At 69.5% G+C, this 26,967-nt stretch carries 25 protein-coding genes and 1 pseudogene; 12 read left to right on the forward strand and 14 right to left on the reverse strand.

Annotated elements, in window-relative coordinates; translation table 11 throughout:
• Window positions 1-567: pseudogene (locus tag RIV12_RS01275) on the forward strand (DEDD exonuclease domain-containing protein); the annotation flags it as partial.
• Window positions 568-595: 28 nt separating this feature from the next.
• A complete protein-coding gene (locus RIV12_RS01280) occupies window positions 596-1,189 on the forward strand; it encodes a class I SAM-dependent methyltransferase (protein WP_309321659.1) in 594 nt (197 codons plus the stop codon).
• A gap of 95 nt (window positions 1,190-1,284) precedes the next feature.
• Here RIV12_RS01280 and RIV12_RS01285 read toward each other — a convergent pair whose 3' ends face one another.
• A complete protein-coding gene (locus tag RIV12_RS01285) occupies window positions 1,285-1,728 on the reverse strand; it encodes a hypothetical protein (RefSeq protein WP_075417151.1) in 444 nt (147 codons plus the stop codon).
• Between the two features lie 180 nt (window positions 1,729-1,908).
• On the opposite strand from RIV12_RS01285, the gene RIV12_RS01290 reads away from it, so the two are divergent.
• Window positions 1,909-2,532 carry a superoxide dismutase gene (locus RIV12_RS01290; RefSeq protein WP_075417152.1) on the forward strand — a complete coding sequence of 208 codons (624 nt, stop codon included), beginning with the start codon at window positions 1,909-1,911 and terminating at the stop codon, window positions 2,530-2,532.
• Between the two features lie 100 nt (window positions 2,533-2,632).
• On the opposite strand, the gene RIV12_RS01295 is transcribed toward RIV12_RS01290, so the two are convergent.
• From RIV12_RS01295 to RIV12_RS01310, 4 genes are all read right to left on the reverse strand, one after another.
• Window positions 2,633-3,625 carry an FKBP-type peptidyl-prolyl cis-trans isomerase gene (locus tag RIV12_RS01295; protein WP_309321662.1) on the reverse strand — a complete coding sequence of 331 codons (993 nt, stop codon included), beginning with the start codon at window positions 3,623-3,625 and terminating at the stop codon, window positions 2,633-2,635.
• 39 nt (window positions 3,626-3,664) lie between these two features.
• Complete coding sequence (locus RIV12_RS01300) at window positions 3,665-4,057, reverse strand: HesB/IscA family protein (RefSeq protein WP_075417154.1); 393 nt, start codon at window positions 4,055-4,057, stop codon at window positions 3,665-3,667.
• Between the two features lie 239 nt (window positions 4,058-4,296).
• Window positions 4,297-5,955 carry an ABC-F family ATP-binding cassette domain-containing protein gene (locus RIV12_RS01305; protein ID WP_309321664.1) on the reverse strand — a complete coding sequence of 553 codons (1,659 nt, stop codon included), beginning with the start codon at window positions 5,953-5,955 and terminating at the stop codon, window positions 4,297-4,299.
• 48 nt (window positions 5,956-6,003) lie between these two features.
• Complete coding sequence (locus tag RIV12_RS01310; RefSeq protein ID WP_309321666.1) at window positions 6,004-6,660, reverse strand: hypothetical protein; 657 nt, start codon at window positions 6,658-6,660, stop codon at window positions 6,004-6,006.
• Between the two features lie 373 nt (window positions 6,661-7,033).
• Between RIV12_RS01310 and RIV12_RS01315 the strand changes: the two genes are divergently transcribed.
• Window positions 7,034-9,154 (forward strand): glucose PTS transporter subunit IIA, encoded by a 2,121-nt coding sequence (locus RIV12_RS01315; protein ID WP_309321668.1) that lies wholly within the window; start codon window positions 7,034-7,036, stop codon window positions 9,152-9,154.
• A 138-nt stretch (window positions 9,155-9,292) separates the two neighbouring features.
• Here the strand turns inward: RIV12_RS01315 and RIV12_RS01320 are convergent, their stop codons facing one another.
• The 4 genes from RIV12_RS01320 to RIV12_RS01335 form a co-directional block, all read right to left on the reverse strand.
• Complete coding sequence (locus RIV12_RS01320) at window positions 9,293-10,153, reverse strand: TrmH family RNA methyltransferase (protein WP_309321669.1); 861 nt, start codon at window positions 10,151-10,153, stop codon at window positions 9,293-9,295.
• A gap of 145 nt (window positions 10,154-10,298) precedes the next feature.
• A complete protein-coding gene (locus RIV12_RS01325; protein WP_309321671.1) occupies window positions 10,299-11,606 on the reverse strand; it encodes an SPFH domain-containing protein in 1,308 nt (435 codons plus the stop codon).
• 178 nt (window positions 11,607-11,784) lie between these two features.
• Window positions 11,785-12,252: an NfeD family protein gene (locus tag RIV12_RS01330; protein ID WP_309321673.1), complete on the reverse strand. Its 468-nt coding sequence runs from the start codon at window positions 12,250-12,252 to the stop codon at window positions 11,785-11,787.
• Window positions 12,253-12,345: 93 nt separating this feature from the next.
• The gene (locus RIV12_RS01335) at window positions 12,346-13,167 is read right to left on the reverse strand and encodes an ABC transporter ATP-binding protein (RefSeq protein ID WP_309321675.1); all 822 of its coding nucleotides are present in this window, start codon (window positions 13,165-13,167) and stop codon (window positions 12,346-12,348) included.
• Window positions 13,168-13,288: 121 nt separating this feature from the next.
• On the opposite strand from RIV12_RS01335, the gene RIV12_RS01340 reads away from it, so the two are divergent.
• A complete protein-coding gene (locus RIV12_RS01340; protein ID WP_309321677.1) occupies window positions 13,289-14,014 on the forward strand; it encodes a hypothetical protein in 726 nt (241 codons plus the stop codon).
• A gap of 45 nt (window positions 14,015-14,059) precedes the next feature.
• Here RIV12_RS01340 and glgA read toward each other — a convergent pair whose 3' ends face one another.
• Window positions 14,060-15,289 (reverse strand): glycogen synthase, encoded by a 1,230-nt coding sequence (gene glgA / locus RIV12_RS01345; RefSeq protein WP_309321678.1) that lies wholly within the window; start codon window positions 15,287-15,289, stop codon window positions 14,060-14,062.
• A 349-nt stretch (window positions 15,290-15,638) separates the two neighbouring features.
• On the opposite strand from glgA, the gene RIV12_RS01350 reads away from it, so the two are divergent.
• Together RIV12_RS01350 and serB are read left to right on the forward strand one after the other, a co-directional pair.
• Complete coding sequence (locus RIV12_RS01350) at window positions 15,639-16,883, forward strand: glucose-1-phosphate adenylyltransferase (RefSeq protein ID WP_075417164.1); 1,245 nt, start codon at window positions 15,639-15,641, stop codon at window positions 16,881-16,883.
• Between the two features lie 84 nt (window positions 16,884-16,967).
• Window positions 16,968-17,678 carry a phosphoserine phosphatase SerB gene (gene serB / locus RIV12_RS01355; protein WP_309321680.1) on the forward strand — a complete coding sequence of 237 codons (711 nt, stop codon included), beginning with the start codon at window positions 16,968-16,970 and terminating at the stop codon, window positions 17,676-17,678.
• Between the two features lie 28 nt (window positions 17,679-17,706).
• Here the strand turns inward: serB and RIV12_RS01360 are convergent, their stop codons facing one another.
• Together RIV12_RS01360 and RIV12_RS01365 are read right to left on the reverse strand one after the other, a co-directional pair.
• Window positions 17,707-18,207 (reverse strand): SixA phosphatase family protein, encoded by a 501-nt coding sequence (locus tag RIV12_RS01360; protein WP_309321964.1) that lies wholly within the window; start codon window positions 18,205-18,207, stop codon window positions 17,707-17,709.
• Window positions 18,208-18,292: 85 nt separating this feature from the next.
• Window positions 18,293-19,021, reverse strand: a complete 729-nt coding sequence (locus tag RIV12_RS01365) for an SDR family oxidoreductase (RefSeq protein WP_178388802.1) — start codon at window positions 19,019-19,021, stop codon at window positions 18,293-18,295.
• Between the two features lie 181 nt (window positions 19,022-19,202).
• Between RIV12_RS01365 and dusB the strand changes: the two genes are divergently transcribed.
• Window positions 19,203-20,501: a tRNA dihydrouridine synthase DusB gene (gene dusB / locus RIV12_RS01370; RefSeq protein WP_309321683.1), complete on the forward strand. Its 1,299-nt coding sequence runs from the start codon at window positions 19,203-19,205 to the stop codon at window positions 20,499-20,501.
• Between the two features lie 37 nt (window positions 20,502-20,538).
• Here dusB and RIV12_RS01375 read toward each other — a convergent pair whose 3' ends face one another.
• Both RIV12_RS01375 and RIV12_RS01380 read right to left on the reverse strand, forming a co-directional pair.
• The gene (locus RIV12_RS01375; RefSeq protein WP_309321685.1) at window positions 20,539-21,843 is read right to left on the reverse strand and encodes a YibE/F family protein; all 1,305 of its coding nucleotides are present in this window, start codon (window positions 21,841-21,843) and stop codon (window positions 20,539-20,541) included.
• A 103-nt stretch (window positions 21,844-21,946) separates the two neighbouring features.
• Window positions 21,947-23,338 carry a glycine--tRNA ligase gene (locus RIV12_RS01380; protein ID WP_075417170.1) on the reverse strand — a complete coding sequence of 464 codons (1,392 nt, stop codon included), beginning with the start codon at window positions 23,336-23,338 and terminating at the stop codon, window positions 21,947-21,949.
• 226 nt (window positions 23,339-23,564) lie between these two features.
• Here RIV12_RS01380 and RIV12_RS01385 point away from each other — a divergent pair, with 226 nt between their 5' ends.
• From RIV12_RS01385 to RIV12_RS01400, 4 genes are all read left to right on the forward strand, one after another.
• Window positions 23,565-24,653, forward strand: coding sequence for a metal ABC transporter substrate-binding protein (locus tag RIV12_RS01385; RefSeq protein ID WP_309321686.1), 1,089 nt, complete (start codon window positions 23,565-23,567; stop codon window positions 24,651-24,653).
• 73 nt (window positions 24,654-24,726) lie between these two features.
• Window positions 24,727-25,656, forward strand: coding sequence for a metal ABC transporter ATP-binding protein (locus RIV12_RS01390; protein ID WP_309321688.1), 930 nt, complete (start codon window positions 24,727-24,729; stop codon window positions 25,654-25,656).
• Window positions 25,653-26,543, forward strand: a complete 891-nt coding sequence (locus RIV12_RS01395) for a metal ABC transporter permease (protein WP_309321690.1) — start codon at window positions 25,653-25,655, stop codon at window positions 26,541-26,543. Before RIV12_RS01390 ends, RIV12_RS01395 begins: the two co-directional genes overlap by 4 nt.
• A complete protein-coding gene (locus RIV12_RS01400) occupies window positions 26,540-26,965 on the forward strand; it encodes a Fur family transcriptional regulator (RefSeq protein ID WP_075417174.1) in 426 nt (141 codons plus the stop codon). Before RIV12_RS01395 ends, RIV12_RS01400 begins: the two co-directional genes overlap by 4 nt.
• The last annotated feature ends 2 nt before the right edge of the window (window positions 26,966-26,967 follow it).

Below are 26,967 nucleotides of genomic sequence, written 5' to 3' on the forward strand. Positions count from 1 at the left end.
CTGCGCCGCTGGGACGGCCACGAGCTGCGCCGGGTGCGCCGCGACGACGTCCCGGCGGAGCCGGCCGAGGTGCTGGCCTGCCTGTCGGGGGAGGTCGACCTGGTGGCCACTCCCCTGCTGGAGCGCATCGCGGCACTGTCCCGGGCCGAGCGTTACGAGGAGGCCGGAACCTGGACGGGGCGCCTGCGCTGCCTGCTGCGCGCGGTGGCCCGAGCCGAGCGGGTACGGCCCCTGCTGACCTGCCCGCATCTCATGGCGGCCAGGAGGCGCGAGGTCGGAGGCTGGGAGCTGGTGGTGGTGCGCTGGGGCGTGCTGGCCGGCTCCATGACGACCGCTCCGGGGGCCGACCCGCGTCCCGCCGTCGAGCTGCTGCGCGCCAGCGCCCGGGTCGTTGAGAGGCCGGGCCGCGTCGGTGAGGTCGCAAGCATTGAGGAGACGAATCTGCTGGCCGACTGGGTCCTGGAGGAGGGCGCCCGCATCGTGGAGGTCGACGGCGACCCCACCGTGCTCACGTGGCCGATCGGGGCGGCTGCCCGCCATCGCAAGGTCCTGGCCTCGGAGGATTGAGGGCTCGGCTCCTTGTAGGCTCGGCGCGATGAGCTCCAGTGATGTGTGGTCGGCGTACACCGCTCGTGCCGAGGAGTACGCACAGGCGCTTGGCCACATGGCGGTGACGGCGGAAGAGGACAGGCGGCTCATCGCCCGATGGGCGCGAGGGGTACAGGGGCGGATCGTTGATCTGGGGTGCGGGCCGGGGCACTGGACCGCCTACCTTCATGACCTGGGCCTGGAGGTCGAGGGGGTGGACCCGGTCGAGAGCTTCATCGAGATCGCCCGCGATCAGCACCCGCATGTCACCTATCGGCAGGGTTCCTCCGACACTCTGCCCGCGAGCGTCTACGGCGCTGTCCTGGCCTGGTACTCCCTCATTCACATCCCGCCTCAGGATCTGCCCGGAACGCTGACGTCCCTGGGAGGCAGCCTCAAGCCGCAGGGGAGCCTGCTCATCGGGTTCTTCGCCGGGGACCGGGTCGAGGAGTTCCCCCACGCGGTCGCCCCGGCCTACTACTGGCCCCCGCAGGAGCTGGCCTCGCTTCTGGAGCGCAGCGGATTCAACGTCCTGGACGTGGAGCACCGCAGGGTCACCGGTGCACGCGACCACGGCAGCATCTCCTGCCGCGCGGTGTAGAAGGCCGCTTCAATGCATGCGAAACGAAGGCGAGCGGCCCACGGCCAGACGGCTCAGGTCCTCTCCGGCGCCTGGCCGGAAGGGTGGAGCCGAGCTCAGCCGGCGGGGGTGACGGTGCCGCGGCGGGCGGTGAGGGCCTTGGCGACACCCTCCTGGAGGCTCAGCGGGTCCAGGGGGCGGGGCACGACGACCTCCGCCTTGGCCCAGGCGGCCAGCCAGTCGTCCTGGGGGCGGGCGGTCAGCAGGACGACGGCGGGGCGCTCCTCGAGCTCGGTGAACAGCTCGTGGGCCAGCCCCATGCCGCCGAGCTTCTTGGCCTCGGCGTCCAGGACCAGTGCGTCGAAGGGCGGCTGGTCCTTCTTCTCGCGGTCCTTGATGGCCATGCGCACGCCCTCGGCGGTGGCCGCCTCGGTCCAGCTCACCAGCGGCAGGCCCTTGGCAGGTCGGCGTCCGACACCGTCGATGACCTCCCGACGCACGGTGGCGTCGTCGGAGAAGACGAGAAGCTCGAGGCGGGCGGAAGCAGCCTGGTCGGTCATATCGGATCCTTCGTGGACGGGTACGGACGGCAGTGTTTCCGCGGTCAGTGTAATCACAAGGCGGCTCACTATCCCTCTTCCGGCCCCACGTCTAGCATAAGCCATGTTCAGGACTTCAGTCCTAACGAGCCCTGCTGAGGCGGGACTGAAGCCACCTCACCCACCGAAAGGCAGTCCTTGATGGCCGTGTACACCCTTCCCGAGCTCCCCTACGACTACGCCGCCCTGGAGCCCCACATCTCCGGCAAGATCATGGAGCTCCACCACGACAAGCACCACGCCGCCTACGTCGCCGGCGCCAACGCCGCCCTGGAGGCCCTGGCCGCCGCCCGTGAGGCCGGCGACCTGGCCGCCATCAACCTGTGGGAGAAGAACCTCGCCTTCAACCTGGGCGGCCACACCAACCACTCCATCTTCTGGAAGAACCTCTCCCCCAATGGCGGAGGCCAGCCCGAGGGCGAGCTCGCAGAGGCCATCAAGGACTCCTTCGGCTCCTTCGAGAAGTTCCAGGCGCAGTTCACCGCCACCGCCATGGGCATCCAGGGCTCGGGCTGGGCCGTGCTCGCCTACGACTCCCTCTCCGGAAAGCTCGTCACCTTCCAGCTCTTCGACCAGCAGGGCAACGTGCCCGTGGGCACCATCCCGCTGTTCATGGTGGACATGTGGGAGCACGCCTTCTACCTCGACTACCTCAACGTCAAGGCCGACTACGTCAAGGCCGTCTGGAACATCGCCAACTGGCAGGACGTCTCCGAGCGCCTGGCCGACGCCGTCGCCAAGACCCAGGGCCTCATCGTTCGCTGACGCCGAGCCCTGGCAGCACGCCGCACAGACTTGTGGCCCGCGCCCCTGACCGGGGTGCGGGCCACAGCTGTATCGAGTGGCTGCCTGAGCAGCTCTCCGCTCAGATGACCTTCTCGAGGTCCATCACGAAGATGTAGGCCGACTGACGCTGCCCTCCGTTGGAGTTACCGGGGGCCAGCAGCACGATCCTGGAGCCCACTGGTACCCCGGCCGCACGGATCTGTGCGGCCGACATGGCGCTGGGGGCGTGATCCTCCCAGGTCGAGCTCCGCGTCGTTCCGTCCCACGAGGTGCGGGACATCTGCACGGCCACCGTGTCGGTCTCCTTGATCGCCTCGCCCTTGCCGCGAGCGACGACGACGACCTCCGGCTGCAGCGGCTCCTCAGCCTGAGGGCTCGCGAGAGCGGCCGCGGGGGCGCCCAGGTCCCCGGAAAGCGTCACCCCGCGATCAGCGAGCTTCTTGACCGCCGCGGAGTCGATCGTGGCGTCCTTGGTGGCCGGAGTCAGCTCATCGCCCGTGATGCGGCCGGTGATGTCGACGACGAAGACGAGGGGGCCGGTCGGCGAGTTCGGACGAGCCGGATCGGCGGTCTCGCCGTACCCGAGCTTGCCCGGGATGGACAGCAGGACACGCTCGCCGACCTTGTGTCCGGATAGACCGCAGGTCCATCCGGGGATGACCCCGGTCAGGCCGAAGGAGATCGGGGAGCCCTTCTTGAAGGAGGAGTCGAAGGCCTCCGTTGAACCCCATTTCCAGCCCACGTAGTTGGCGGTGATGATGTCGCCCGAAGTCACCGCCGGACCTTCCGCGGCGGTGAGCGTCTTGGAGACGAGGTTGGCAGGCGCCTGCTTCCCCTCACTCCAGGTGACGGTCGGCTCGGCCCCCGCATCGCCGGCGATTGCCGGAAGCGCCTCGGAGTCGGTCTCGATGGTGCCGGCCTCCTGAGCGCAGTTGATGATCGAGGGGGTCAGGGTCGGGGATACCTGTGCCGACGGCGTGGCAGACGTGTTCTTGGAGGACCCTGAGCAGCCGGCCAGCGCGAGGCAGGCGGCCGCAGCCAGGGCCGTCAGGGTCAGGGATGTGCGGCGCACATGAGCTCCTTGCGTGAGGGAGGGCCTGCGCGGGAGGGATCAGTGGAAGGACTCGCCGCAGGCGCAGCTTCCGGCGGCGTTGGGGTTGTCGATGGTGAAGCCCTGCTTCTCGATGGTGTCGGCGAAGTCGATGGTGGCGCCGGACAGGTAGGGCACGCTCATGCGGTCGACGACCACCTCGACGCTAGCCATCTCGTCACTGCCCGTGGGGAAGGCGCGCACGGCGTCGCCGTCCAGGAGACGCTCGTCGAAATAGAGCTGGTAGACCAGGCCGGAGCAGCCTCCGGGCTGGACGGCCACGCGCAGGCGCAGGTCGTCGCGACCCTCCTGGGCCAGGAGGTTGGCGACCTTCGCCGCGGCGGTCTCGGTGAGGATGACCTCGTGCTCAGGGGTCTCGGTGTCAGTGGTGTCGGTCAGGGCGGTCTCTGCCATGGTCATCTCCTGGTCTCGTATGCCTACGTGTGTCTGCGGCGCTCCGTGTGGCGCCGCTGAAGGTCCTGCGGCGGCTCTCCTGACGAGAGCCGTAAGGATCCGTTGGAGCCAACACTCCATCCGGATGCCTTGTTCCTGGTGACAACCCTACGCGGTCCCCACACCGGAGCCGGGGTGAGGGGACTCACTGTGTTCGACGGCATCGCCCCCGGGCCGGGTGGGATGTGACGGCCTCGCCCTCAGGCGAGGGCCACCAGCTCGAGGTACTCCGGCCCCCACAGGTCCTCGTCGCCGTCGGGCAGCAGGAGGACCCGGTCGGGGTTCAGGGCCTCAACGGCGCCCTCATCGTGGGTGACCAGGACGACGGCGCCGGCGAAGGTGCCCAGCGCCCCGAGGATCTCCTCGCGGCTGGCCGGGTCGAGGTTGTTCGTGGGCTCATCGAGCAGGAGGACGTTGGCCCTGGAGACCACGAGCATGGCCAGGGCCAGACGGGTCTTCTCCCCGCCGGAGAGGACCCGGGCGGGCTTGTCGGCGTCCGAGCCCGAGAAGAGGAAGGAGCCCAGGACGCTGCGCACCTGGGTGTCGTCCATGCCGGGGGCGGCGCGGCGCAGGTTCTCCACGACGGTCGCCTCGGTGTCGATGGTCTCGTGCTCCTGGGCGTAGTAGCCGATCTTGAGACCGTGGCCGGGGATGACCTCGCCGGAGTCGGGCTCCTCCACCCCGCCGAGCAGGCGCAGGAGCGTGGTCTTGCCGGCGCCGTTGAGGCCCAGGACCACAACCCGGCTGCCGCGGTCGATGGCCAGGTCCACGCCGGCGAAGACCTCCAGGGAGCCGTAGGCCTTGGACAGTCCGGCGGCCCGCAGCGGGGTCTTGCCGCAGGGGGCCGGGTCGGGGAAGCGCAGGTGGGCGACCTTCTCCACGGCGGCCTCGTCCTCCAGGTCGGCCATGAGGCGCTCGGCCCGCTTGAGCATCTGCTGGGCGGCCACGGCCTTGGTGGCCTTGGCCCGCATCTTCTCCCCCTGGGCGCGCAGGGCGGCGGCCTTCTTCTCGGCGTTGGCGCGCTCTCGACGGCGCCGGTGCTCGTCGTCGGCGCGCTGCTTGAGGTAGGCGTCCCAGCCCAGGTGGTAGACGTCGAGGACCCCGCGGCCGGCGTCGAGGTACATGACCTGGTTGACGGTGTCGCGCAGGAGCTCGACGTCGTGGCTGATGACGATGAAGCCACCGGCGTAGGTGCGCAGGTGGTCGCGCAGCCACAGGATCGAGTCGTGGTCCAGGTGGTTGGTGGGCTCGTCGAGCAGAAGCGTGTCGGGCTGCTGGAACAGGACCCGGGAGAGCTCGACCCGACGGCGCTGGCCGCCTGAGAGCGTGCCGATGGGCTGGTCGAGGACGCGGTCGGGCAGGCCCAGGGCGGCGCTGATGCGGGCGGCCTCGGAGGCGGCGGCGTAGCCGCCGGCCATGGTGAACTCGTGGTCCAGGCGCGTGTAGCGGTCCAGGGCCTTGGCCTGAGCCTCACCCTCGGTGACGGCGATGCGCTCCTCGGCCTTGCGGATGCGGGCCAGGAGCGCGTCGATGCCACGGGCCGAGAGGATCCGGTCCCGGGCGATCTCGCCAAGGTCCCCGACCTTGGTGTCCTGAGGCAGGTAGCCCACCGAGCTGGTGCAGGTGATCGTGCCCTCGTGCTCGACGGCCTCCAGCCCGTGGCGCTCATCGGCGTCGTTGACGGCGCGGCCGGCTCCCTGGGCCACGGAGGCGGCGGCGAGCAGCTTGGTCATGGTGGTCTTGCCGGCGCCGTTGCGGCCCACGAGGCCGATGCGCATCCCCTTGTCGACCCGGAAGCCGGCGTGAGCGACGAGCTGGCGGGCACCGATACGCATGGTGAGGTCCTGGACATTGATCACGCGCGCCATCGTACGGGCCCGCCGGTCCTGCCCGCCGCAACGGACCTATCAGTCCCACCACATCCACCAGCCGACCCCGCCGCCGGCCCACTCTGGCCGGGTGCGCACGATGTCGTCAGGGACGCACCTGGCGTCGAGCTCGTAACGCTCCTTGACCCGCTCCCACAGCGCGGAGCACTGGCAGGCCCGGCTGTGCTCGGCGAGGACCTCGTAGCCCTGCAGGTCGGCGTCGGCGACCCATAGAGCCTCGACGCTCAGACGCTCGTCCTCTCGCTGGGGACCGATGCCGTAACCGGACAGGCGCACCTGCCCGTCCGCTCCGGCGCAGGCGGTCAGCAACGTCTTGAGGCTCGGGGCGAGGTTCTGGCGGTCACTCAGTGCCGCAGCCGGCAGCCGCAGGAGCAGGTCGGCCGCTGTGGCGGCGTCCATCCCACGGAAGGGCACGTAGTCGCTCAGCGGGGCGCCCAGAGCATCCAGCCGCAGTGGCGTCTCCCCCGGCAGGCAGCGCGGGGTGTCGAGCCAGGGCTCAAGCAGGCGCCACAGGCCGATGCGCACCGTCCACCCCGGTGGACCGTAGAGGCTCGGCGAATCCGGCGAGCCGGTCTGGGACGGGGCGGGAGGCGAAGTCGTGGTGGGCGGGCGAACCGGATTGTTCGGTAGGACCGGCGGTGCCGGCTGGGCAACCAGAAAGGTCTGCGCACTCATGTCGGGCTCCTTCACGTGAGGCAGGGGCGGCGTGCCTCAAGCGTGCAAAAACCACTCCGCCGGCGCACCCACTGGTCTGGGCGGCTGTGCACGCAAAGAGCCTCATCTGCGCAAACACCTACCAGTGGATACCGGGATCGCGCAGATTCGTGGACATTGGCCGTCTTGAGAAGGCCAGCAGCACCATCCGGACGGACTGTTCCCTTTTTGTTCTGAGCCATAAGACAGTACCCTCTTCCTCAACCACCTTCTTCGCGCCCGTGCGGCGCACGAGGTGTCAGATCCCCACCACCGAGAGCGAGCCCACCGAGGGCCCGGAGCGCACCGGCGTGCATCCGTCGTCGTCGACCTCGCCCAGTAGGAAAGGGCCCGAATGGCAACCACGACCTCAACCCCTGAGGCAATCCTCGACGCCGTCGGCGGCGCCGAGAACATCATCCATTTCACCCACTGCGCCACCCGACTGCGCTTCGAGCTCAAGGACGCCTCCGGCATCGACAAGGCCACCGTCGAGGCCATCCCCGGTGTCATGGGCGCAGTCCCCCAGTCCGGGGACCGCTACCAGATCGTCATCGGTGGTGCCGTACAGAGCGTGTACGACGAGATCAACAACCTGCCGGCCATGAAGAGCCAGGGCAGCTCCTCCGGTTCCAGCTCAGGTGAGTCCGACGCCGACGTCAAGGCCGCCGCTCGGGCCAAGGCCCGCGGCAAGAACGCCTACGTCGATGCCTTCTTCGAGTACCTCTCGGACTCCTTCCGCCCCCTGCTGCCGGTGCTGCTGGGCGCCTCGCTCATCATCGCCGGCCTTGCGGTACTGGATTCACTCGGCGTCATCAATGCCAGTGACCCGAACCTCACGGCCGCGGACAAGCCCGCCGCACAGGTCTTCGCGGAGGCCATGTTCAAGTCGGTGTTCCACTTCCTGCCCATCATGGTGGCCTACAACGCCGCCAAGAAGCTCAACATCGACCCCTGGGTCGGCGCTGCGGTCATGGCGGCGCTTATGACGCCTCCATTCCTTGAACTCGACAAGGCAATGGGAACGACCTGCACCCACAACGCCACGTTGAACAAGGACCTGTGTGTCGCGCATATCGCGGGCGTTCCCATGCAGCTCAACGACTACAGCGGCCAGGTCTTCGTTCCCCTCATGATGGTGGCCATCCTGGCCCTGGTCTACAAGGGTCTGGCCAAGCTCATTCCCTCTAACGTGCAGATGGTGTTTGTTCCGTTCTTCTCCTTCATCATCATGATGCCGGTGACGGCCTTCATCATCGGTCCAGTAGGTATCTGGGTCGGTACAGGCCTGGGATCCGGACTGGCGTGGCTCAACACGAGCGCTCCGATCGTCTTCGCAATCGTCATCCCACTGCTCTACCCGTTCCTGGTGCCGCTGGGTCTGCACTGGCCACTCAACGCCATCATGCTGGCCAACATCAGCTCGCTGGGCTACGACTTCATCCAGGGTCCCATGGGCTCGTGGAACTTCGCCTGCTTCGGCGCCACCGCCGGTGTGCTGGTCCTGGCCATTCGTGACAAGGACAAGGTCATGCGTCAGACGGCCTCCGGTGCCCTGGCCGCCGGCCTCTTCGGTGGCATCTCCGAGCCAAGCCTCTACGGTATCCACCTGCGCTTCAAGCGCATCTACCCGCGTCTGCTGGCCGGCTGTCTCGTGGGCGGTCTCATCACCGGTATCGGCGGCGGTATCAAGGCCTCTACCTTCGTGTTCAGCTCACTGCTGAGCATCCCGGTCTTCACCCCCATGGCCCTGTACGGCATCGCCATCGCCGCGGCCTTCGCCACCTCGATGACTCTCATCATTTTCACGGACTACCGCACCAAGGAGGAGCGGGCCGAGGCCCGTGCGGCTGTGGCCGACGCGGAGGCCGCCAAGGTCTCTGCATCTGCCCCGGCTGAGGCCGCTGAGGAGCCCGAGACCGACGGCGCCGCCGCGGCTGCCGGTACCGCTGAGGAGGGCGACCGGACCGCCAAGGCCCCCACGCCCAAGCCGGCCCTCGTTCCCGGCGCGGTCACCGAGATCGCCTCACCGCTCAAGGCCACAACCATGGACCTGGACAAGGTTCCCGACCCGGTGTTCTCCTCGGGCGCCGTCGGCCAGGGCGTCGGTCTGGAGCCCGAAGGCGACATCGTCGTCACGGCTCCCGCGGACGGAACCGTCGTCGTCGCCCCCTCCTCGGGGCACGCCTTCGGCATCACCCTGGACAACGGCGTGGAGATCCTCATCCACGTGGGTCTGGACACCGTCAACCTGGAGGGCAAGGGCTTCGACGTCAAGGTCTCCCAGGGCGACCGCGTCAGCGAGGGCCAAGAGCTCGTCCGCGTGGACCGCTCCGTCATCGAGCAGGCCGGCTACCCGCTGACCACGCCGGTACTCGTCACCAACACCGCCTCCTTCGCCTCCGTCGAGATCGTCGGCGGAGACTCGGTGGAGCCCGGCCAGGCCCTCATCAAGGTCACCGCACCCGAGGCCTGAGCCTCACATGACGCCGCCGACCTGATCGGCCGCTGATACGACGGTGGGGCCGGATCCGTATGCTGACGGATCCGGCCCCACCGTGTTACTTCAGTTGCTCATCCAGTGCTCACCGGCGGCACCGGACTGCGGTCCGCGTCAGGGCAGACGCAGCGCCCAGAAGGCCACCGCGGCCGCAGCCGCCACGTTGAGGGAGTCCACTCCCCCGGCCATGGGGATGCGCACCACCTCGTCGGCCGCGGTGATCGTCCGGTGGGACAGGCCGTCACCCTCCGTGCCCAGGACGACGGCGACCCTGGAGTCCGCACCGGTACAAGTCGTTGAGGTCGCGAACTCATCCAGCGCCACTGAGGTGTCCGACAGTGCCAGGGCGGCCACGGTGAAGCCCTGCGCATGGAGCTCGTCCATGACGGGCCAGCGCTCGATCCGGGTCCAGGGGACCTGGAAGACGGTGCCCATGGAAACACGCACGCTGCGCCGGTAGAGAGGATCCGCGCAACGCGGAGTGACCAGAACGGCGTCGATCCCCAGGGCAGCCGCACTGCGGAAGGCGGCCCCCACGTTCGTGTGATCCACCAGGTCCTCCAGGATCGCCACCCTCCTGGCCCCTGCTCCCCCTCGAGCAGCCGCCAGGAGCTCGGGAACACTGGCCAGCTCGGGCCGGTTCATGGCGGCCAGCGCCCCGCGGTGCAGGTGGAAACCCGTGATGGACTCCAGTACCTCCTCGGGGGCGACGAAGACGGGAACCTCCCCACCGTCGTCGTTTCCCCCGCATCCGGCCGCTGAGGCGATGACCGGGCGCATCTCAGCCAGGTGGCGCGGGGCCATGAGGAAGGATCGCGGGGAGTGCCCAGCGGCCACGGCACGGGTGATGACCTTGGAGGACTCGGCCATGTACAGGCCCCGCTGTGTCTCCAGCCGACGGCGCAGCGCCACGTCTGTCAGCCTGGTGTAGTCCGCCAGGCGCTCGTCGGCGCCGTCGTCCAGCTCAATAATCATCGCTCGTCACCTTCTGGGTCCTTCCCCGCTCAGCACAGCAGTACGGCGGGAAGAATAGGCCGATCCGCCTGGATCACCTAGTCTTCCCGCCGTAGCGTGCCGGGAGGCTCAGCCGATGCCGGCAACCGGCGTCAGCGGATACGTCTCAGGCCCCGTGGGGTCCCTGGGGCGCGCCAGGAGGTGTGCCGTACCCCGGCTGAGCCTGGATGCCGTAACCGCCGCGCGGGGGCACGGAACCCGGCTGCTGGCCCTCGTCCTCGGGGTCGGCCACGTGGCTGCCGTGTGCGGCGTGAGCCCCCTCGACGCCTTCGGAGGTCGGGACGGCCACAGTGGCTTCGCCGTCAACCTCATCCACGGGAGCCTTCGGGGAGACTCCTCCCTTGGGAGCGGGCTCCTCACTGGCCTCCTGGGAGGCCGACTCGACCTCGCCGCGGGCCTGGGCGAGGGCCTCCTCGGGGGCCTGGAGGCTGGTGCTGGCCAGGTCCGAGGCGATGCCCAGGTCGAGCTCGCTGCCCGAGAGGTCAACACCGGGACGGGAGACGTCGTCGTCGGAGTGGTCCGAGCCGCCGCCGGGGCCTCCGTCCTTGCCGCCGCCGAGGGCGCCGGCGATGCCGTCGAGTGCCGCCGTGAACTCGGTGGGCACGATCCACATCTTGGAGGAGGAGCCGTTGGCGATCTTGGGCAGGGTCTGGAGGTACTGGTAGGCCAGCAGCTTGGAGTCGGCGTTGCCGCGGTGGATGGCGTCGAAGACCTGGAGGATGGCGCGAGACTCACCCTGGGCCTTGAGGATCGCGGACTGCGCCTGACCCTCGGCGCGCAGGATGGCGGACTGCTTGTCACCCTCGGCCGTGAGGATCTGGGACTGCTTGACGCCCTCGGCGGTCAGGATCGCGGCGCGGCGGTCACGCTCGGCGCGCATCTGCTGCTCCATGGAGCCCTGGATGGAGGCCGGCGGGTCAATGGACTTCAGCTCCACGCTGTTGACGCGGATTCCCCAACGACCGGTGGCCTGGTCCAGGACACCGCGTAGCTGGCCGTTGATCTGGTCACGGCTGGTCAGCGTCTGCTCCAGGTCCATGGAGCCGACGACGTTACGCAGCGTGGTGACCGTCAGCTGCTCAATGGCCTGCAGGTAGTTGGAGATCTCGTAGGTGGCACGCATGGGGTCGGTGATCTGGTAGTAGACCACCGAGTCGATGCTCACGACGAGGTTGTCGGAGGTGATGACCGGCTGAGGCGGGAAGGAGACGACCTGCTCACGCAGGTCCATGATGTTGCGCACCCGGTCGATGAAGGGCACCAGGAAGTGCATTCCAGCGCCGTAGGCCGCCTGGAAGCGCCCGAGGCGCTCAACGATGATCGCGGTGCTCTGCTTGACGATCCGCACCGACCGGAAGATGGCGACGATGACCAGCACGGCCAAGAGAAGCAAGATGATGGAGACGAAGGGCACGAGTTTCCTCCTGCGGGGTTGAACGGGTGGTCAGAACGGTTGATGGGCCGACGCCGGGAATATCAGGGCGGGAGGGGAGGGTCAGCAGACGCGATGCCGGATCCTGACGATGCCAACACAGTAGGGCACCATCGGCCCGGTCCGCGCCGCTATGAGCTCCCCACACCGAGACTGCACGTCAGGATGAGGGGGCGGTGGCGGAAGTCGCCGCCGGGGAGACCACCGCCACGGCCCCGTCGATCTGTGTCACGGTCACGCTCGCCCCTGCCTCCAGGCGGGTGACGCCCCCCTGGGTAGCGGGAGCCAGACGGGCGCTCCACTCCTCACCGCCCAGGCGGACCCGGCCGCCGCCGTCATCCACCGCGGTGATGGTGGTGGCCGGCCTGCCGATGAGGGCGTCGACGTTGGTCTTCATCTGCGGGGTGGCGGCCGCCAGGCGCCGCTTGGCCCAAGGGCGCACGGCGAAGAGAAGCAGGGTGGAGACGCAGGCGAAGACCACGACCTGCGCCCACACGGGTCCACCGAGGAAGGATGTCAGTCCTCCTCCCAGCGCACCGCCGGCAATCATGAGGAAGGTGAGGTCGGCTGTCACCGTCTCAATGACGATGAGGAGCAACGCCCCTCCGACCCAGATCAGCCATTCCATGAGAACCTCCTGATGAACGCGGTTGGTGAGTACGTGGTCCCGTACCGGGCGGGGACGGGGCGGTCCAAAGCGGCTTGATGCGCCCGGAGCCGGTCAGCCCCTGGCCGCGGCGACGCGCCTGCCGTGGCCGCCGGGTCGGCCCCTGGCGGCGTAGCGACCGCGGTCGTAGGTGACCTCCAGCGGCATGCCGAAGGTCGTGCTGATCGTGTCCACGGTGAGGACCTGCTCCAGCGGACCGGAGCCCACGACCTTCCCCTCACGCAGCGTGAGTGCATGGGTGAAGCCCTCCGGGATCTCCTCCAGGTGGTGGGTCACCAGGACCATGGAGGGCGAGTCGGGCGAGGAGATGATCTCAGTGAGCGCCGCCAGGAGCTGTTCACGACCTGCCAGGTCCAGGCCCGAGGCCGGCTCGTCGAGGAAGAGCATCTCCGGGTCCGGCATGAGGGCGCGAGCCAGCTCGACGCGCTTGCGCTCCCCCGATGACAGCGTTCCCCACAGCCGGTCGACCAGGTGAGCGGCCCCCAGGGCGCCCAGAAGGGCGTGAGCGCGCTCAAGGTCGAAGTCGTCGTACTCCTCGCGCCAGCGCCCGATGCGCCCGTAGGAGGCCGACAGGACCACACCGAGCACCTTCTCGCCGTTCTGGACATCAGCGGCCAGGGCTGAGGACAACAGGCCGATACGGGGGTGGAGCTCGGAGACGTCCACGCGCCCGAGCCGCTCGGAGAGGATGTCCACCGTGCCGGAGGAGGGGAAGAGCCTGGCCGAGGCGATCCTGGCGATCGTGGTCTTGCCCGCACCGTTGGAGCCCAGCAGCACCCAGTGCTGGCCCTCCTCCACGGTCCAGCTGACGTGGCTGAGGATCTGGTGGCTGCCGCGGTGCAGCGAGACGTCGTCGAGGTGCAGGACACTGGTCATGAAGTGATCCTATCGTGACGCCGAGTTCACACAGGGCAGATGCGGGACGAGAGCCGCGATCCGCATGGCGCCCGGTCCCCTTCGGGGCCCGCCTCGCCGCCATTCACTATGGTTGTCCCCCATGGATCCCCTCAACCCGCCTGTCAGCATCGTGCTGGCTCTGTGGGCGCCATCGCCCTCATCGCACGGCCTGTCGCTCATTGAAGGCCCCGACGGCGCCCATGACGTCGTCGGCGGTGTCGTCGACGGCCCCGCCGACGACACCAACGGTCCAGAGCGCGTCAGCCTGGCGCAGTGGCTCACCGCCGCCCGCCCACTGAGCCGGGTGAGCGCGGTTCTGCCCTCACCGGCCGGCGGCACCGGCACCTGGGGGATCCTCCCCGACATCGAGGAGGGCGTCGTCCTGGAGGGGGCACCCGGTCGAGTGCTGCTGGTGCCTGAGGACTCCGGCACCTCGGTGACCTGGCACGCCGAGCCGGTGGCCGACCCACTGCCTCCGCTGGATGCGGCGCACGCCCGCAGACAGGTGCACTCCGCGACCGAGGAGGCCATCGAGGCGCTCGTCGAGCTCGACCTGGCCCGCGAGCGCCCGGAGATGGCCGATGCCCTCAATGACCTTCTCACCGCCGTGGTGGATCCGCGCCTCATCCCGCCGTGGCTGGCGCGCCGTGATCGGGAGCTGTTGGAGCGCTCCTTGCGGCTGGCGGGGATGTGCGAGCTGGCCCTGGACGATGACGGCGCGGCCACGACCGCCCTTCAGGCGCAGCGGCGAGCCGGCGTCCTGCGTCCGCTGCTGGCGGTGGCGCGTCACGGCGCCGCCGCGGCCACCGAGTGGTGGGCCCGGTAGGGGCCTACGCCACTCGGTGGCGTGGTCGGGCGGGGGTCGTCCCGTTCAGGCCTGGGACAGGACCCAGTTGTAGACGTCCATGGTGCGCTGGGCGATGGCCTCCCAGGCGAAGTGCTCCTCGACGCGACGTCGTGCGGCCTGCCCCATGGTCCTGGCGGCCTCGGTGTCGGTGACCAGGGTGGTGAGGCGCTCGGCCAGGTCGGCCTCGAAGCGGGCCGGGTCGATGGGGGTGCCGGTGCCGTCCTGGACCTGCTCGATGGGCACCAGGAGGCCGGTCTCGCCGTCGACGATGACATCGGGGATGCCACCGGTGGCCGATCCGACGACCGGCAGGCCCACGGCCATGGCCTCGAGGTTGACGATGCCCAGGGGCTCGTAGACCGAGGGGCACACGAAGACGTCGGAGGCGGCCAGCACGGCGATGAGCTCGGGGCGCGGCAGCATCTCCTCGATCCAGACCACGCCGGTGCGCTTCTCGCGCAGCCTGGCCACGAGGCCCTCGACCTCGGCCTTGATCTCGGGGGTGTCGGGGGCGCCGGCGCACAGGATGACCTGGACGTCCGCGGGCAGCTGCTCGCAGGCGCGCAGCAGGTGCGGCAGGCCCTTCTGACGGGTGATGCGTCCGACGAAGACGACGGCGGGGCGGTCGGGGTCGATGCCGAGCCGCTTGAGGGTGGCGGCGGCCGCGGCGTCGGCGCCCTCGCCCTGCGGGTGCTTCCATGCCTCGAGGTCGATGCCGTTGTGGACGACCTTGACGCGCTCGGGGTCGACGGCCGGGTAGGAGCGCAGGATGTCCTCGCGCATGCCGTTGGAGACTGCGATGATGCCGGAGGCGGCCTCGTAGGCGGTCTTCTCCGCCCAGGAGGACAGGGCGTAGCCGCCCCCGAGCTGCTCGGCCTTCCAGGGGCGCAGGGGCTCCAGGGAGTGGGCACTGATGACGTGGGGGACGCCGTGGAGGAGGCCGGCCAGGTGTCCGGCGAGGTTGGCGTACCAGGTGTGGGAGTGGACGAGGTCGGTTCCCTCGGTGCCCTGGGCCATCTCCAGGTCGACGCCGAAGGTGCGCAGGGCGGCGTTGGCGCCGTCGAGCTCGGCGATCTCGGGGTAGCCGGTGACGCCGTCGTCGGCGCCCTCGGTACCGGGCTCGCGGGGGCCTCCGAAGGCGTGGACGCGCACGTCGGCCAGGGGGCGCAGGACCTTGGCGAGCTCGTTGACGTGGACCCCGGCGCCGCCGTAGATGAAGGGTGGGTACTCCTTGGTCAGCAGGTCGACCCTCATGGGTGTGCCTCTCCTCTGTCTGCTGGATGGACTGACCGCGCCGTCCTCGGCGCAGGACGGGCGCCCGCGGTGGGTGTCGGGCACCACCTCCGACGGTATACGCACACGGGCCCAGGCGGGACCGTTCAACACCGGTGGTTTCCACCGACTCCTGCGAGAAGGTCCGGCTGAGGTCCGTCCCGCGTCGGAGGGGGACGGCGCGCGCGTGGGATCCGGGGTCTCGGTCAGGACGATCCGCTTGGCGCACAGGGAGCGGGGCGAGGCTCCAGGCAACGATTCGCTACAGAATCTACCCGGCTTGTGACCCATTCGGCCCCGCAAGCCTCTCGAGCAACGTAAGGTGGGCCACATGGCTCAACCTCGTGTTCTCGCAATCGTCCTCGCCGGTGGCGAGGGCAAGCGCCTCATGCCCCTGACCGTTGATCGCGCCAAGCCGGCCGTGCCCTTCGGCGGTATCTACCGGCTCATCGACTTCTCCCTGTCCAACATGATCAACTCCGGCTTCCTCAAGGTCGTGGTTCTCACCCAGTACAAGTCCCACTCCCTGGACCGTCACATCTCCAAGACGTGGCGCATGTCCGACATGCTGGGCAACTACATCGCGCCGGTGCCGGCCCAGCAGCGTGTGGGCAAGCACTGGTTCCTGGGGAGTGCCGACGCGATCTACCAGTCCCTCAACCTGCTCGACGACGAGCGGCCGGACTACGTGGTCATCACCGGTGCGGACAACATCTACCGCATGGACTTCTCCCAGATGCTGGACCACCACATCGCCTCCGGGCTGCCCTGCACCGTGGCGGGCATCCGTCAGCCCCGGTCCCTGGCGGACCAGTTCGGCGTCATCGAGACCGACCCGGCCGACCGCGGGAGGATCAAGGCCTTCGTGGAGAAGCCCAAGGAGACCCCCGGTCTGCCGGACTCCCCCGAGGAGGTCCTGGCCTCGATGGGCAACTACATCATGAACGCCGACGCGCTCCTGGAGGCCGTGACGGTCGACGCCGCCGATGAGGCCTCCAAGCACGACATGGGCGGCAGCATCGTGCCCTGGTTCGTCAACCAGGGTGCGGCCGGCGTCTACGACTTCAAGGACAATGACGTGCCCGGCTCCTCCGAGCGCGACCGCGACTACTGGCGCGACGTGGGGACCGTGGACGCCTTCTTCGAGGCGCACCAGGACCTCATCTCGGTGACCCCCGTGTTCAACCTGTACAACGACCGCTGGCCGTTGTTCGCCGGTTACCAGGCCGCGATGCCGCCGGCCAAGTTCGTCTACGGCCACCACGAGCGCCTGGGGCACGCGGTCGACTCGATCGTCTCACCGGGTGTCATCGTCTCCGGTGGTGAGGTGATCTCCTCGGTCCTGTCCCCCGGTGTGCGCGTCAACTCCTGGTCGTCGGTGCGCGAGTCGGTCCTCATGGACGGCGCCGAGGTGGGCCGCAACACCGTGGTCAATCGCGCCATCCTGGACAAGTACGTCCAGGTCGAGGAGGGCGCCATGGTGGGGATCGACCCCGAGCACGACCGCGAACGGGGCTTCACCGTGACCGAGTCCGGTATCACGGTGGTGGCCAAGGGGCAGGTTGTCACCCGCTGACCGGAGGCCTACCGCCGTTCATGTGCGCCGTCGCCCGAGCTTCCGGGCGACGGCGCGGCCGTGCTCGCCCACTAGCATGGCGTCATGAGCGACACCTCTCGACACCGTGCCGGCGACTCCGTGGGTCTCAGCGGGGCGCTGACCGATGGCCCCCTGGTGACCGAGGGCCCCGGCCTTCTGGTCATGGACGTGGACTCCACTCTCATCGAGCAGGAGGTCATCGAGCTCATCGCCCAGCGCGCCGGGACTCGTGAGCTGGTCGCCGAGGTCACGGCCCGGGCGATGCGCGGGGAGCTGGACTTCGCGGCCTCCCTGCGTGAGCGGGTGGCGACGCTGGCCGGGGTCTGCCAGGAGGTCTTCGCAGAGGTCCTCGCCGAGGTGCGTCCCACTGAGGGGGCGGCCGAGCTCATTGAGACGCTGCACGCGCGCGGCTGCCGCGTGGGGGTCGTCTCGGGCGGCTTCGAGGAGGTCGTGGTGCCTCTGGCCGAGCGGCTGGGCATCGACCACGTGGCGGCCAACCGCCTGGAGGTGGAGGGCGGTCGTCTCACTGGTCGGGTGCTGGGGCGGATCGTGGACCGTCAGGAGAAGGTCCGCTGCCTGCTCGCCTGGGCCCAGCAGGACGGTGTGCCCATGGAGCGCACCATCGCGGTCGGGGACGGGGCCAACGACCTGGGGATGCTGGAGGCCGCGGGACTGGGGGTGGCGTTCTGCGCCAAGCCGGTGGTCGTTGAGCAGGCCGATGCTGCCATCCACGTGCGTGACCTGTGTGCCGTCCTGCAGCTGATCGGAGGCTGAGCGGCGGCTGTTTCGGGGGCGTCCGGCCTCAGTCGCGCTTGCGGGCGGTGAAGATCTCTCGGATGCGGGCGCTCTTGGGCTCCAGGCCCGCCCAGGTGCCGGGGACGTCGATGATGACGGCGGTGGCCGTGGGCACCCCGAAGGAGATCTGAGAGGCCAGGTCGTCGTCGGAGTCGTGGAGGATGTGGGCGAGCACGGAGATCGTGGGCTCGTGGCCGACGACGACGACCGTCCTGGCGTCTGCGCCCTCCTCGGCCAGAACTCTGAGGATGCCGTTGGGGCCCAGGTTGTAGATCTCCTCGCGCACGAGGGTGTCGGCCGGCTCGAGGCGGTCGCGGATGGGGCGGGCGGTCTCGCGGGCCCTGGCCGCCGGGGAGACCAGGAGCAGGTCGGTGGTCTCCAGGCGCTTGCGCAGCTCCTTGGCCAGCAGGTCGGCGAGGGCGGTGCCCTTGGGGGTCAGAGGACGTTCCAGGTCGGTGACGGCATCGTGAGAGGCCTTGGAGTGTCGGACGAGCACGAGCCGGCGCATGGGATCCGTTGTCACGGCTCTACCCTACGGCACCGCGGCGGTCCCCGGATACGGCCCCGACGGCGTCTCGTGCCCTGCCTTGCGCCTAGCGCCCCATGCCCAGGCCGCCGTCGACGCCGAGGATCGCACCGGTGACGTAGGCGGCCGCGGGTGAGGCCAGGAAGAGGACGGGGCCGGCGATGTCGGCGACGTCGGCGAAGCGCCCCAGGGGGATCTGCTCGAGGTAGGCGGTGCGGATGTGGTCGGGCAGGGAGGCGGTCATCGCCGTGGTGACGAAGCCGGGGGCCACGGCGTTGACGGTGATGCCGCGCGGCGCGAGCTCGCGGGCCAGGGAGCGGGTCAGCCCCTCCACACCGCCCTTGGCGGCGCCGTAGGCCGACAGGCCCACGCCTCCACGGGCGGCGATGGCCGAGGAGACCAGGATGATGCGTCCCCTGCGGGCCCGCATCATGGCCGGCGTCACGGCGCGCACCGTGTTGAAGGTGCCGGTCAGGTCCGCGGAGATGACCTCGTCCCACATCTGGGAGGAGGTGCGGGCGGCCAGGGACTCCCGGTTGATGCCGGCCGAGGCCACGAGGACCTCGATGGGGCCGTGCGCCTCGGTGGCGGCGGCGAGGGCCTGGGCCAGGGCGTCGGGGTCGGTGACATCGGCGGCCAGGGCCAGGGCGCCGTCGGGGGCCTCACCGGAGCGGGAGACACCCGCCACCCGGTCGCCCTGTGCGATAAACGCCTTCGCAACCGCCTCCCCGATTCCGCGGGAGGCTCCGGTCACGACGACGGAACGTGATATCGACGGCTCGGTCTCTTCGTTCATCTGCACAAGCACACAAGGTAACGCGCATGAGCACTCGTCATCAGCAGTTCGTCATGCGCCGGCCCGGATCCAGCCCTGTTACTTCATTCACAAGTGGTCTATACCTGTTTCCGTTCCGGGACGTACGACGGGGCCGGTCACTGCCCCGGAACCCGCCGTGTGTCAGCATGTCGGGGTGACGATGAGTGAGACCTCCCCCCGCCTCCCCGACGCCTGCGCCTCGGGCCGTACGCCCGCACCGCTGCGCATCGGGCCGTTGGCGGTACCCACCCCCGTCGAGCTAGCCCCCATGGCCGGCGTCACCAACGCCTCCTTCCGCCGTCTGTGCCGTGAGATGGCCGAGGCGGCGCTGCCGGAGGCACTGAGGCCCTCCTGCCCCGGACCTGTGGCCGCACCCTCCGGCGGCCTGCTGGCACCGGCGGGCCTGTACGTCACGGAGATGGTCACGACCCGGGCCCTGGTGGAGCGCAACGAGCGCACCCTGGCAATGGTGCGCACCGACCCGACCGAGAGAGTGCGCTCCATCCAGCTCTACGGGGTCGACCCGGCCACGGTGGGGGTCGCGGTGCGGATCCTGGTGGAGGAGGACCTGGCCGACCACATCGACCTCAACTTCGGCTGCCCGGTCCCCAAGGTGACCCGCAAGGGAGGCGGGGCGGCGCTGCCGTGGAAACGTGATCTGCTGGCGGCGATCCTCACCGAGGCGGTACGTGCCAGTGAGGCCGCTGCCCGCGCTGTCGGGCGGGCGCGTCAGGTGCCGGTGACCATGAAGATGCGTCTGGGCATCGACGAGGAGCATGAGACGTTCCTCGACGCCGCCCGAGCCGCCGAGAACGCTGGGATCGCGGCCGTTGCCCTGCATGCCCGCAGCGCGCGCCAGCACTACTCCGGTCAGGCCCGCTGGGAGGAGATCGCCCGTCTCAAGGAGTCCACCGCTCTGCCGGTGCTCGGCAACGGGGACATCTGGCTCGGCGACGACGCGGTGCGCATGATGGAGACCACCGGCTGCGACGGCGTCGTCGTGGGCCGCGGCTGCCAGGGCCGCCCCTGGCTGTTCGCCGACATCGTGGCGGCCATGCACGGCTCGTCGGCGCGCACCCGCCCGGACCTGGACGCCGTCATCGAGGTGATCCGCCGCCACGGGCGCATGCTGGCTGAGGAGATGGGCGAGGACCGGGGGGTGCGTGACCTGCGCAAGCACGTGGGCTGGTACCTCAAGGGCTACCCGGTGGGCGGCGCGGCGCGTGCCGACCTCATGGGGATCCGGACCCTCGATGAGCTCGACGCTGGCTTGGAGCGGATGCGCTCGCGCCTGCCCGACGTCGTCGACTACCCCGGTGACATCGTCGAGGGCCCCCGGGGACGGGCCGGCAGCCCCAAGACTCCCCGCCTGCCCGACGGCTGGTTGGACTCCCCCGCTCTGGACGAGGCCCACCGCGAGGTGCTCAGCCAGGCCGAGTCCGACGTCTCCGGAGGCTGAGAGAGCGGTCCCACCGGGCCCTGAGGTCGGTCGTCAGCTATTCGTCGAGGACCGGGGTGACACGGCACAGGGCCGCCGCGATCGCCGTCGTTGCCGGGATCGCCAGGACCAGGCCGATGGAGGAGATGAGAGTGCGCACGATCTCCTCGGCGATCTCGCCCGAGAGCATGGTGTCCAGCACGGCCCGGTCCATGAGGGAGGCGGCCAGGATGAGGGGCAGTGCCGTACCGGCGTAGGCGAAGGCCAGGGTGTAGACGGTCGAGGCGATGTGGTCCCGGCCGATCCTCATCCCGCCGGTGAACAGGCGCGTGCGCGACAGCAGCGGGTTGGCGGCGTGCAGCTCCCACACCGAGGAGGCCTGGGTGATGGTGACGTCGTTGAGGACGCCGAGCCCGGCGATGACCATGCCGCAGGTCAGCAGCGTCTGCAGATCGATGTGCGTGCGCGAGGCCAGCAGACGGGCGGTCTCGTCGACGTCGCCGGTCAAGTGAGCGGCGTCGGTCCCCCACAGGGCGAGCAGCACGGTCAGCACGATACCGGCCACCGTTCCCAGCAGGGCCGTCGTGGTACGGATGGACACGCCGTGGGCCACGTAGACGGCGGCCAGCATCATCGCCATCGATCCGACCAGTGTCACCGCCAGCGGGTGGGAGCCTGACAGGAGTGCCGGGATCATGAAGAAGGCGAGCACACCGGTGGCCACCAGCAGACCCAGGACGCTCAGGACGCCCTTGCGCCCGGCCACGGCGACGACGAGCACGAGGTAGACGACTGCCAGGGCACCGACCGGGAGCTGACGCTGGTAGTCGATGAAGGAGTAGGGGGAGCCGGACAGGATGGCCTGGGGCGAGTAGAGGACGACGAGCCTGTCACCGGCGTGGGCGAGCTTGCGGGGCTCGCCCACCAGCTGGACCGGCATGACCAGGCCCTTGCCCTCGCCCTCGGTGATGCGGGCGCACACGTGGCTCTTGGCGAACTCCTCCTGCTTGACGCCGTTGACCTCCGTCAGGGCGCTCACGGAGCTCTCACAGCCGGACAGGTCCGTGGAGGTGATGGTGGCCTTGCCCACTGAGCCGCCCTCGGCGGTGAAGGAGCGTGAGCCGATGAGCGAGCTCTTGCCCGGCCAGAGCACGAACAGCCCGACGACGGTGGCCAGGACCAGGGCGCCGACGATGACACCGAGCACGATCCGCACCCGGCGGGCCTCCCCCGCCTCCAGGTCCAGGGGCCCGGAGTGGGAGTGGCTGTGGCCGCCGTGAGAGCCGGCAGGTCCCGCCGACGGCTCGGGAAGGTCCTCAGCGGAAAGAGACTCGTTGCTCGGGGAGGTCGAGTTGGTGCTCACCGTCCCATCATGCCCGCCCCGTGTCCCTGACGTGAGCCAGGGACACGGGGCGGGATCCGGATGGTGGTCGGGTCAGTGGCGCTGCCGGCCTGCTCGGCGCGGCTCAGCAGCCGACGAGGCGCTCAGCCAGGTAGCGCTCGACGCCCTCGAGCGGAATGCGCTCCTGGGTCATCGTGTCGCGCTCGCGCACAGTGACCGCCCCGTCCTCGGGCGAGTCGAAGTCGTAGGTCAGGCAGAAGGGCGTGCCCACCTCGTCCTGGCGGCGGTAGCGACGACCGACCGCACCGGCGTCGTCGTACTCCACATTCCAGGAGCGGCGCAGGCGGGCGGCCAGCTCCTTGGCCGGGCCCGTCAGCTCCTCCTTGCGGCTCAGCGGCAGGACGGCCGCCTTGACCGGGGCGATGCGCGGATCGAGCCTGAGCACGATGCGCTTGTCCACCCCGCCCTTGGTGTTGGGAGCCTCGTCCTCGGTGTAGGCCTCCACGAGGAAGGCCATGAGCGAGCGGGTCAGGCCGGCCGAGGGCTCGATGACGTAAGGGGTCCAGCGCTCGGAGCGGGTCTGGTCGAAGTAGGACATGTCCTTGCCGGAGTGCTCGGCGTGAGTGGACAGGTCGAAGTCGGTGCGGTTGGCGATGCCCTCGAGCTCGCCCCACTCCGAGCCGGCGAAGCCGAAGCGGTACTCCAGGTCCACGGTGCGCTTGGAGTAGTGGGAGAGCTTCTCGGCGGGGTGCTCGTAAAGGCGCAGGTTGTCCTCACTGATGCCCAGGTCGGTGTACCAGGCCTTGCGGTAGTCGATCCAGTACTGGTGCCACTCCTCGTCGGTGCCCGGCTCGCAGAAGAACTCCAGCTCCATCTGCTCGAACTCGCGGGTGCGGAAGATGAAGTTGCCCGGCGTGATCTCGTTGCGGAAGGACTTGCCCACCTGGCCGATGCCGAAGGGCGGCTTCTTGCGGGCCGCGCTCATGACGTTGGTGAAGTTGATGAAGATGCCCTGGGCGGTCTCGGGGCGCAGGTAGTGCAGGCCGGACTCGTCGTCGACCGGCCCCAGGTAGGTCTTGAGCAGGCCGGAGAACTCGCGCGGCTCGGTCCAGGAGCCCGGCTGGCCGGTGACGGGGTCGGGGACCATGTCGAGGGTGACGGCCTCGGGGTCGAGGCCCTTGCGGGCCGCGTAGTCCTCGACGAGCTGGTCGGCGCGGTACCTCTTGTGGGTGTGCAGGGACTCCACGAGCGGGTCGGTGAAGGCGCCGACGTGGCCGGAGGCGACCCAGGTCTCACGCGGCAGGATGACTGAGGAGTCCAGTCCGACGACGTCGTCGCGCGAGCGGACCATGTACTGCCACCACTGGCGCTTGATGTTCTCCTTGAGCTCGACGCCCAGCGGCCCGTAGTCCCAGGCCGAGCGGGTTCCGCCGTAGATCTCGCCGCAGGGGAAGACGAACCCGCGCCGCTTGGCGAGGTTGATGACGGCGTCAAGACGTGAAGGGGTGGATGCCAACGGATGCTCCTTCAGGAGTGGTCGTGGTCCCGCCTGGATGGTGGGGACGAGTGGCAACAGTCTAGGCGGACAGTCGCGGACAATTGGTGAGGGGACCGTCGCACCGAGGATGCGCGTGTAAGCACCGGGGCACCTTCTGACCGCCGTTCAAACCGGCTCTCAGCAGCGCACACACGGAATCCCTCGGAGTTTGACGCACGGCTGTCAGAGTATGAGAATGATTCGCATGAGTGTTTCACAGGCTCGTTCCCATCATCTCCGTCGCATCGTGGCGCTCGGAGCCACCCTGATGCTGGCTGCCGGCATGAGCGCGTGCAGCGCCCTGAAGAGCGAGAGCTCGTCAAGTGCCTCGGCACCGCACACGATCGCCCCGGGCAAGACCCTGACGGTCTCCACGTCCTTCTACCCGATCCAGTACCTGGCCGAGGCCATTGGTGGCAAGCTCGTCAAGGTCTCCACCGTGACCCCGTCCAACGTCGAGCCGCACGACTTCGAGCTCTCCGGCAAGGAGACCGCCGAGCTGGGCAAGGCCGACCTCATCGCCTACGTTCCCGGCTTCCAGCCCTCCCTGGACAAGGCTGTCAAGGAGATCGGCTCCGGGCCCACCGTGGTGGACCTGAGCAAGCCGGCCAACCTCGTCCACCACGAGGGGGTCGAGGAGGAGCACGAGCACGGCGAGGAGGCCACCGACGGCGCCTCGGCCACGGCGAGTGCCGCCGCCACCGCGCAGGCCAGCGAGGAGGGCCACGACGAGCACAAGGACGAGCACAGCCACGCCGAGGGCGAGGAGGGGCACGACAGCGACCTCGACCCGCACTTCTGGCTCGACCCGGACCGCATGATCAAGGTGGCCGAGACCCTTGAGGCCTCCTTCGCCCAGATCGACCCGGCCAACGCCAACGACTACAAGGCGGGGCTCGACAAGCTCAAGACGGCGCTGACCAACCTGGACAACCAGTACAAGCAGGGCCTGTCCACCTGCCAGCACAAGACCTTCATCACCTCCCACGCCGCCTTCGGCTACATGGCCGAGCGCTACGGCCTGACCCAGGCCTCCATCTCCGGCATCGACCCGGAGGCCGAGCCCAGCCCCGCCGAGATGGCCAACATCAAGTCGGTGGTCGAGAAGACGGGGGTGAAGACCATCTTCACCGAGGAGCTGGTCTCAGACACTCCCGCCAAGGCGATCGCCGCGGAGACCGGGGCGGAGACAAGCGTTCTCAGTCCCCTGGAGTCCAAGCCCGAGAGGGGCGACTACAGCGACGCCATGTCCAGCAACCTGGAGCGGCTTAAGTCCGCCCTGGTGTGCCAGTAGGCTCGGGGCCGGCCCGGTGAGCCCGGGGCCCGAAGCAGATAACGCCCACTCAGATTGGCATGATCGCAACGGTATGACCTCATCATCTCCAACATCATCAGCGTCTGTGACGACGCCGTCCGGCTCACCCCGGGCGGCGTCGTCCGCGCTCGCCATCAAGGTCCGTGAGCTCAGCGTCGTCCTGGGGTCCTCCCTCATCGTGGACGACGTGAGCCTGGCAGTGGGCGGCGGCGAGTCCGTGGCGATCCTGGGCGCCAACGGCTCGGGCAAGTCCACCCTCGTCAAAGCCGTTCTGGGGCTGGTTCCCCTGTCCGGCGGCAGCATCGAGGTACTGGGCACCCCCACCGCGCGCCGCCGCAGGGTCCCCTGGGAGCGCGTCGGGTACGTCCCCCAGCGGATCGGTGCGGGCTCAGGCGTCCCGGCCACGGCCCTGGAGGTGGTGCGCTCCGGGCTCCTGGGACCGCGCAGGCCCTGGGCCGACCGGGGGCGGGGCGCCAAGCGGAAGGCCATGGCCGCGCTCGACGCCGTCGGCCTGGCCCACCGGGCCGCGGACCACGTCCAGGTCTTCTCCGGCGGGCAGGCCCAGCGGGTCCTCATCGCCCGGGCCCTGGTCCGCTCCCCCGAGCTGCTCATCCTCGATGAGCCCCTGGCCGGCATCGACCGTGCCAGCCGTGAGTCCCTGGCCGAGATCCTCCAGGGACTGCGCGCGCAGGGGCTGACCCTGGTGACGGTCCTTCATGAGATGGGTGAGCTCTCCGACGTCGTCCAGCGGGCGATTCTCCTGCAGGACGGCCGGCTCGTCGCCGACGGCCCGGCCTACGAGGTCGCTCATCTGCGTGACAGCGGGGCCGGTGCGTCCCACGGTCCGCGCGGCGCTCGCAGCGGATATGGCGATGACGACCACCACCCTGACGCCGGAGGCCCTCCGGCCCATCACGCCCCCGTCCTCGACCATCGGCTGCCTGAAACGCGCCCCCATTCCGGTAGGAGCACCCGCCCATGATCGAGTTCGTCTCCGACATGCTCGCCAGCCCCCTCATCCAGCGGGCCTTCATCGTGGCGGTCCTGGTGGGGCTGGCCGCCCCGGTGGTGGGCACCTACCTGGTTCAGCGGGGCCTGGCGCTGCTGGGCGACGGGATCGGGCACATCGCCCTGACCGGCATCGCCCTGGGCTGGCTGGCCGGGGCCGCCGCCAACGTCACTCCCCACGACGCCTGGGCCGTGCCCGGGGCGATCATCATCAGCGTGCTGGGCGCCGTGATGATCGAGGTCATCCGCGCCAACGGCCGCACCCGGGGTGACGTGGCCCTGGCGATCCTGTTCTACGGCGGCATCGCCGGGGGCGTCATCCTCATTCGCGTCGCCGGCGGTACGACCACGAATCTCAACTCCTACCTGTTCGGCTCGATCTCCACGGTCTCGGTCTCCGACGCCTGGTTCACCATCGCCCTGGCCACCCTGGTGCTCCTGGTGGGGCTGGGACTGCGCGGCCCGCTGTTCGCGCTGTGCCACGACGAGGAGTTCGCCCACGCCTGCGGGCTGCCCACCAGTGCCCTCAACGTGCTGGTGGCGGTGGTGGCGGCGCTGACGGTCTCAGTGTCCATGCGGGTGGTGGGCGCCCTGCTGGTCTCGGCCGTCATGATCGTGCCGGTGGCCATCGCCCAGCTAGTCTCGCACTCCTTCGCCCGCACCATGTATCTGGCGATGGGACTGGGAGTGGTGGCCTGTGTGTCCGGTCTGACGATCACCTACCTGGTGGCGGCCTCTCCCGGTGCCATGATCGTGGTACTCCTAGTAGGGGGCTACGCCGTCGTCGCCCTCCTGTCCGGACTGCTGCAGCTCGTCAGCCGCTCCCGACGGCACCGCACCACCTCAGGAGGCAGATCATGAGCGCAAGCAGCACGGCGCAGCGTCCCCGCGCCACGCGCCAGCGCGCCGCCGTCGCCGACATCCTCGCCCGCACCGACGAGTTCCGCTCGGCACAACAGATCCATTCCGCCCTGGAGGCCGAGGGGACCAAGGTGGGGCTGGCCACCGTCTACCGCAACCTGCAGGCCCTGGCGGAGACCGGAGCGGTGGACCAGGTGCGCAGCGCCGAGGGCGAGGTCCTCTACCGGGCCTGCGAGAAGCAGGAGCACCACCACCACATCGTGTGCCGCAGCTGCGGCTACACCGTGGAGGTTGCCGGCGGTGAGCTGGAGAAGTGGATTCAGCGGGTCTCGGCTCAACAGGGCTTCAGCCAGATGGAGCACACGGCGGAGTTCTTCGGCCTGTGCGCCGCCTGCTCGACGCAGGACGCCTCACAGGACTGAAC

Source organism: Actinomyces stomatis (genome assembly GCF_031292835.1).
GTDB classification, from domain to species: domain Bacteria; phylum Actinomycetota; class Actinomycetes; order Actinomycetales; family Actinomycetaceae; genus Actinomyces; species Actinomyces stomatis.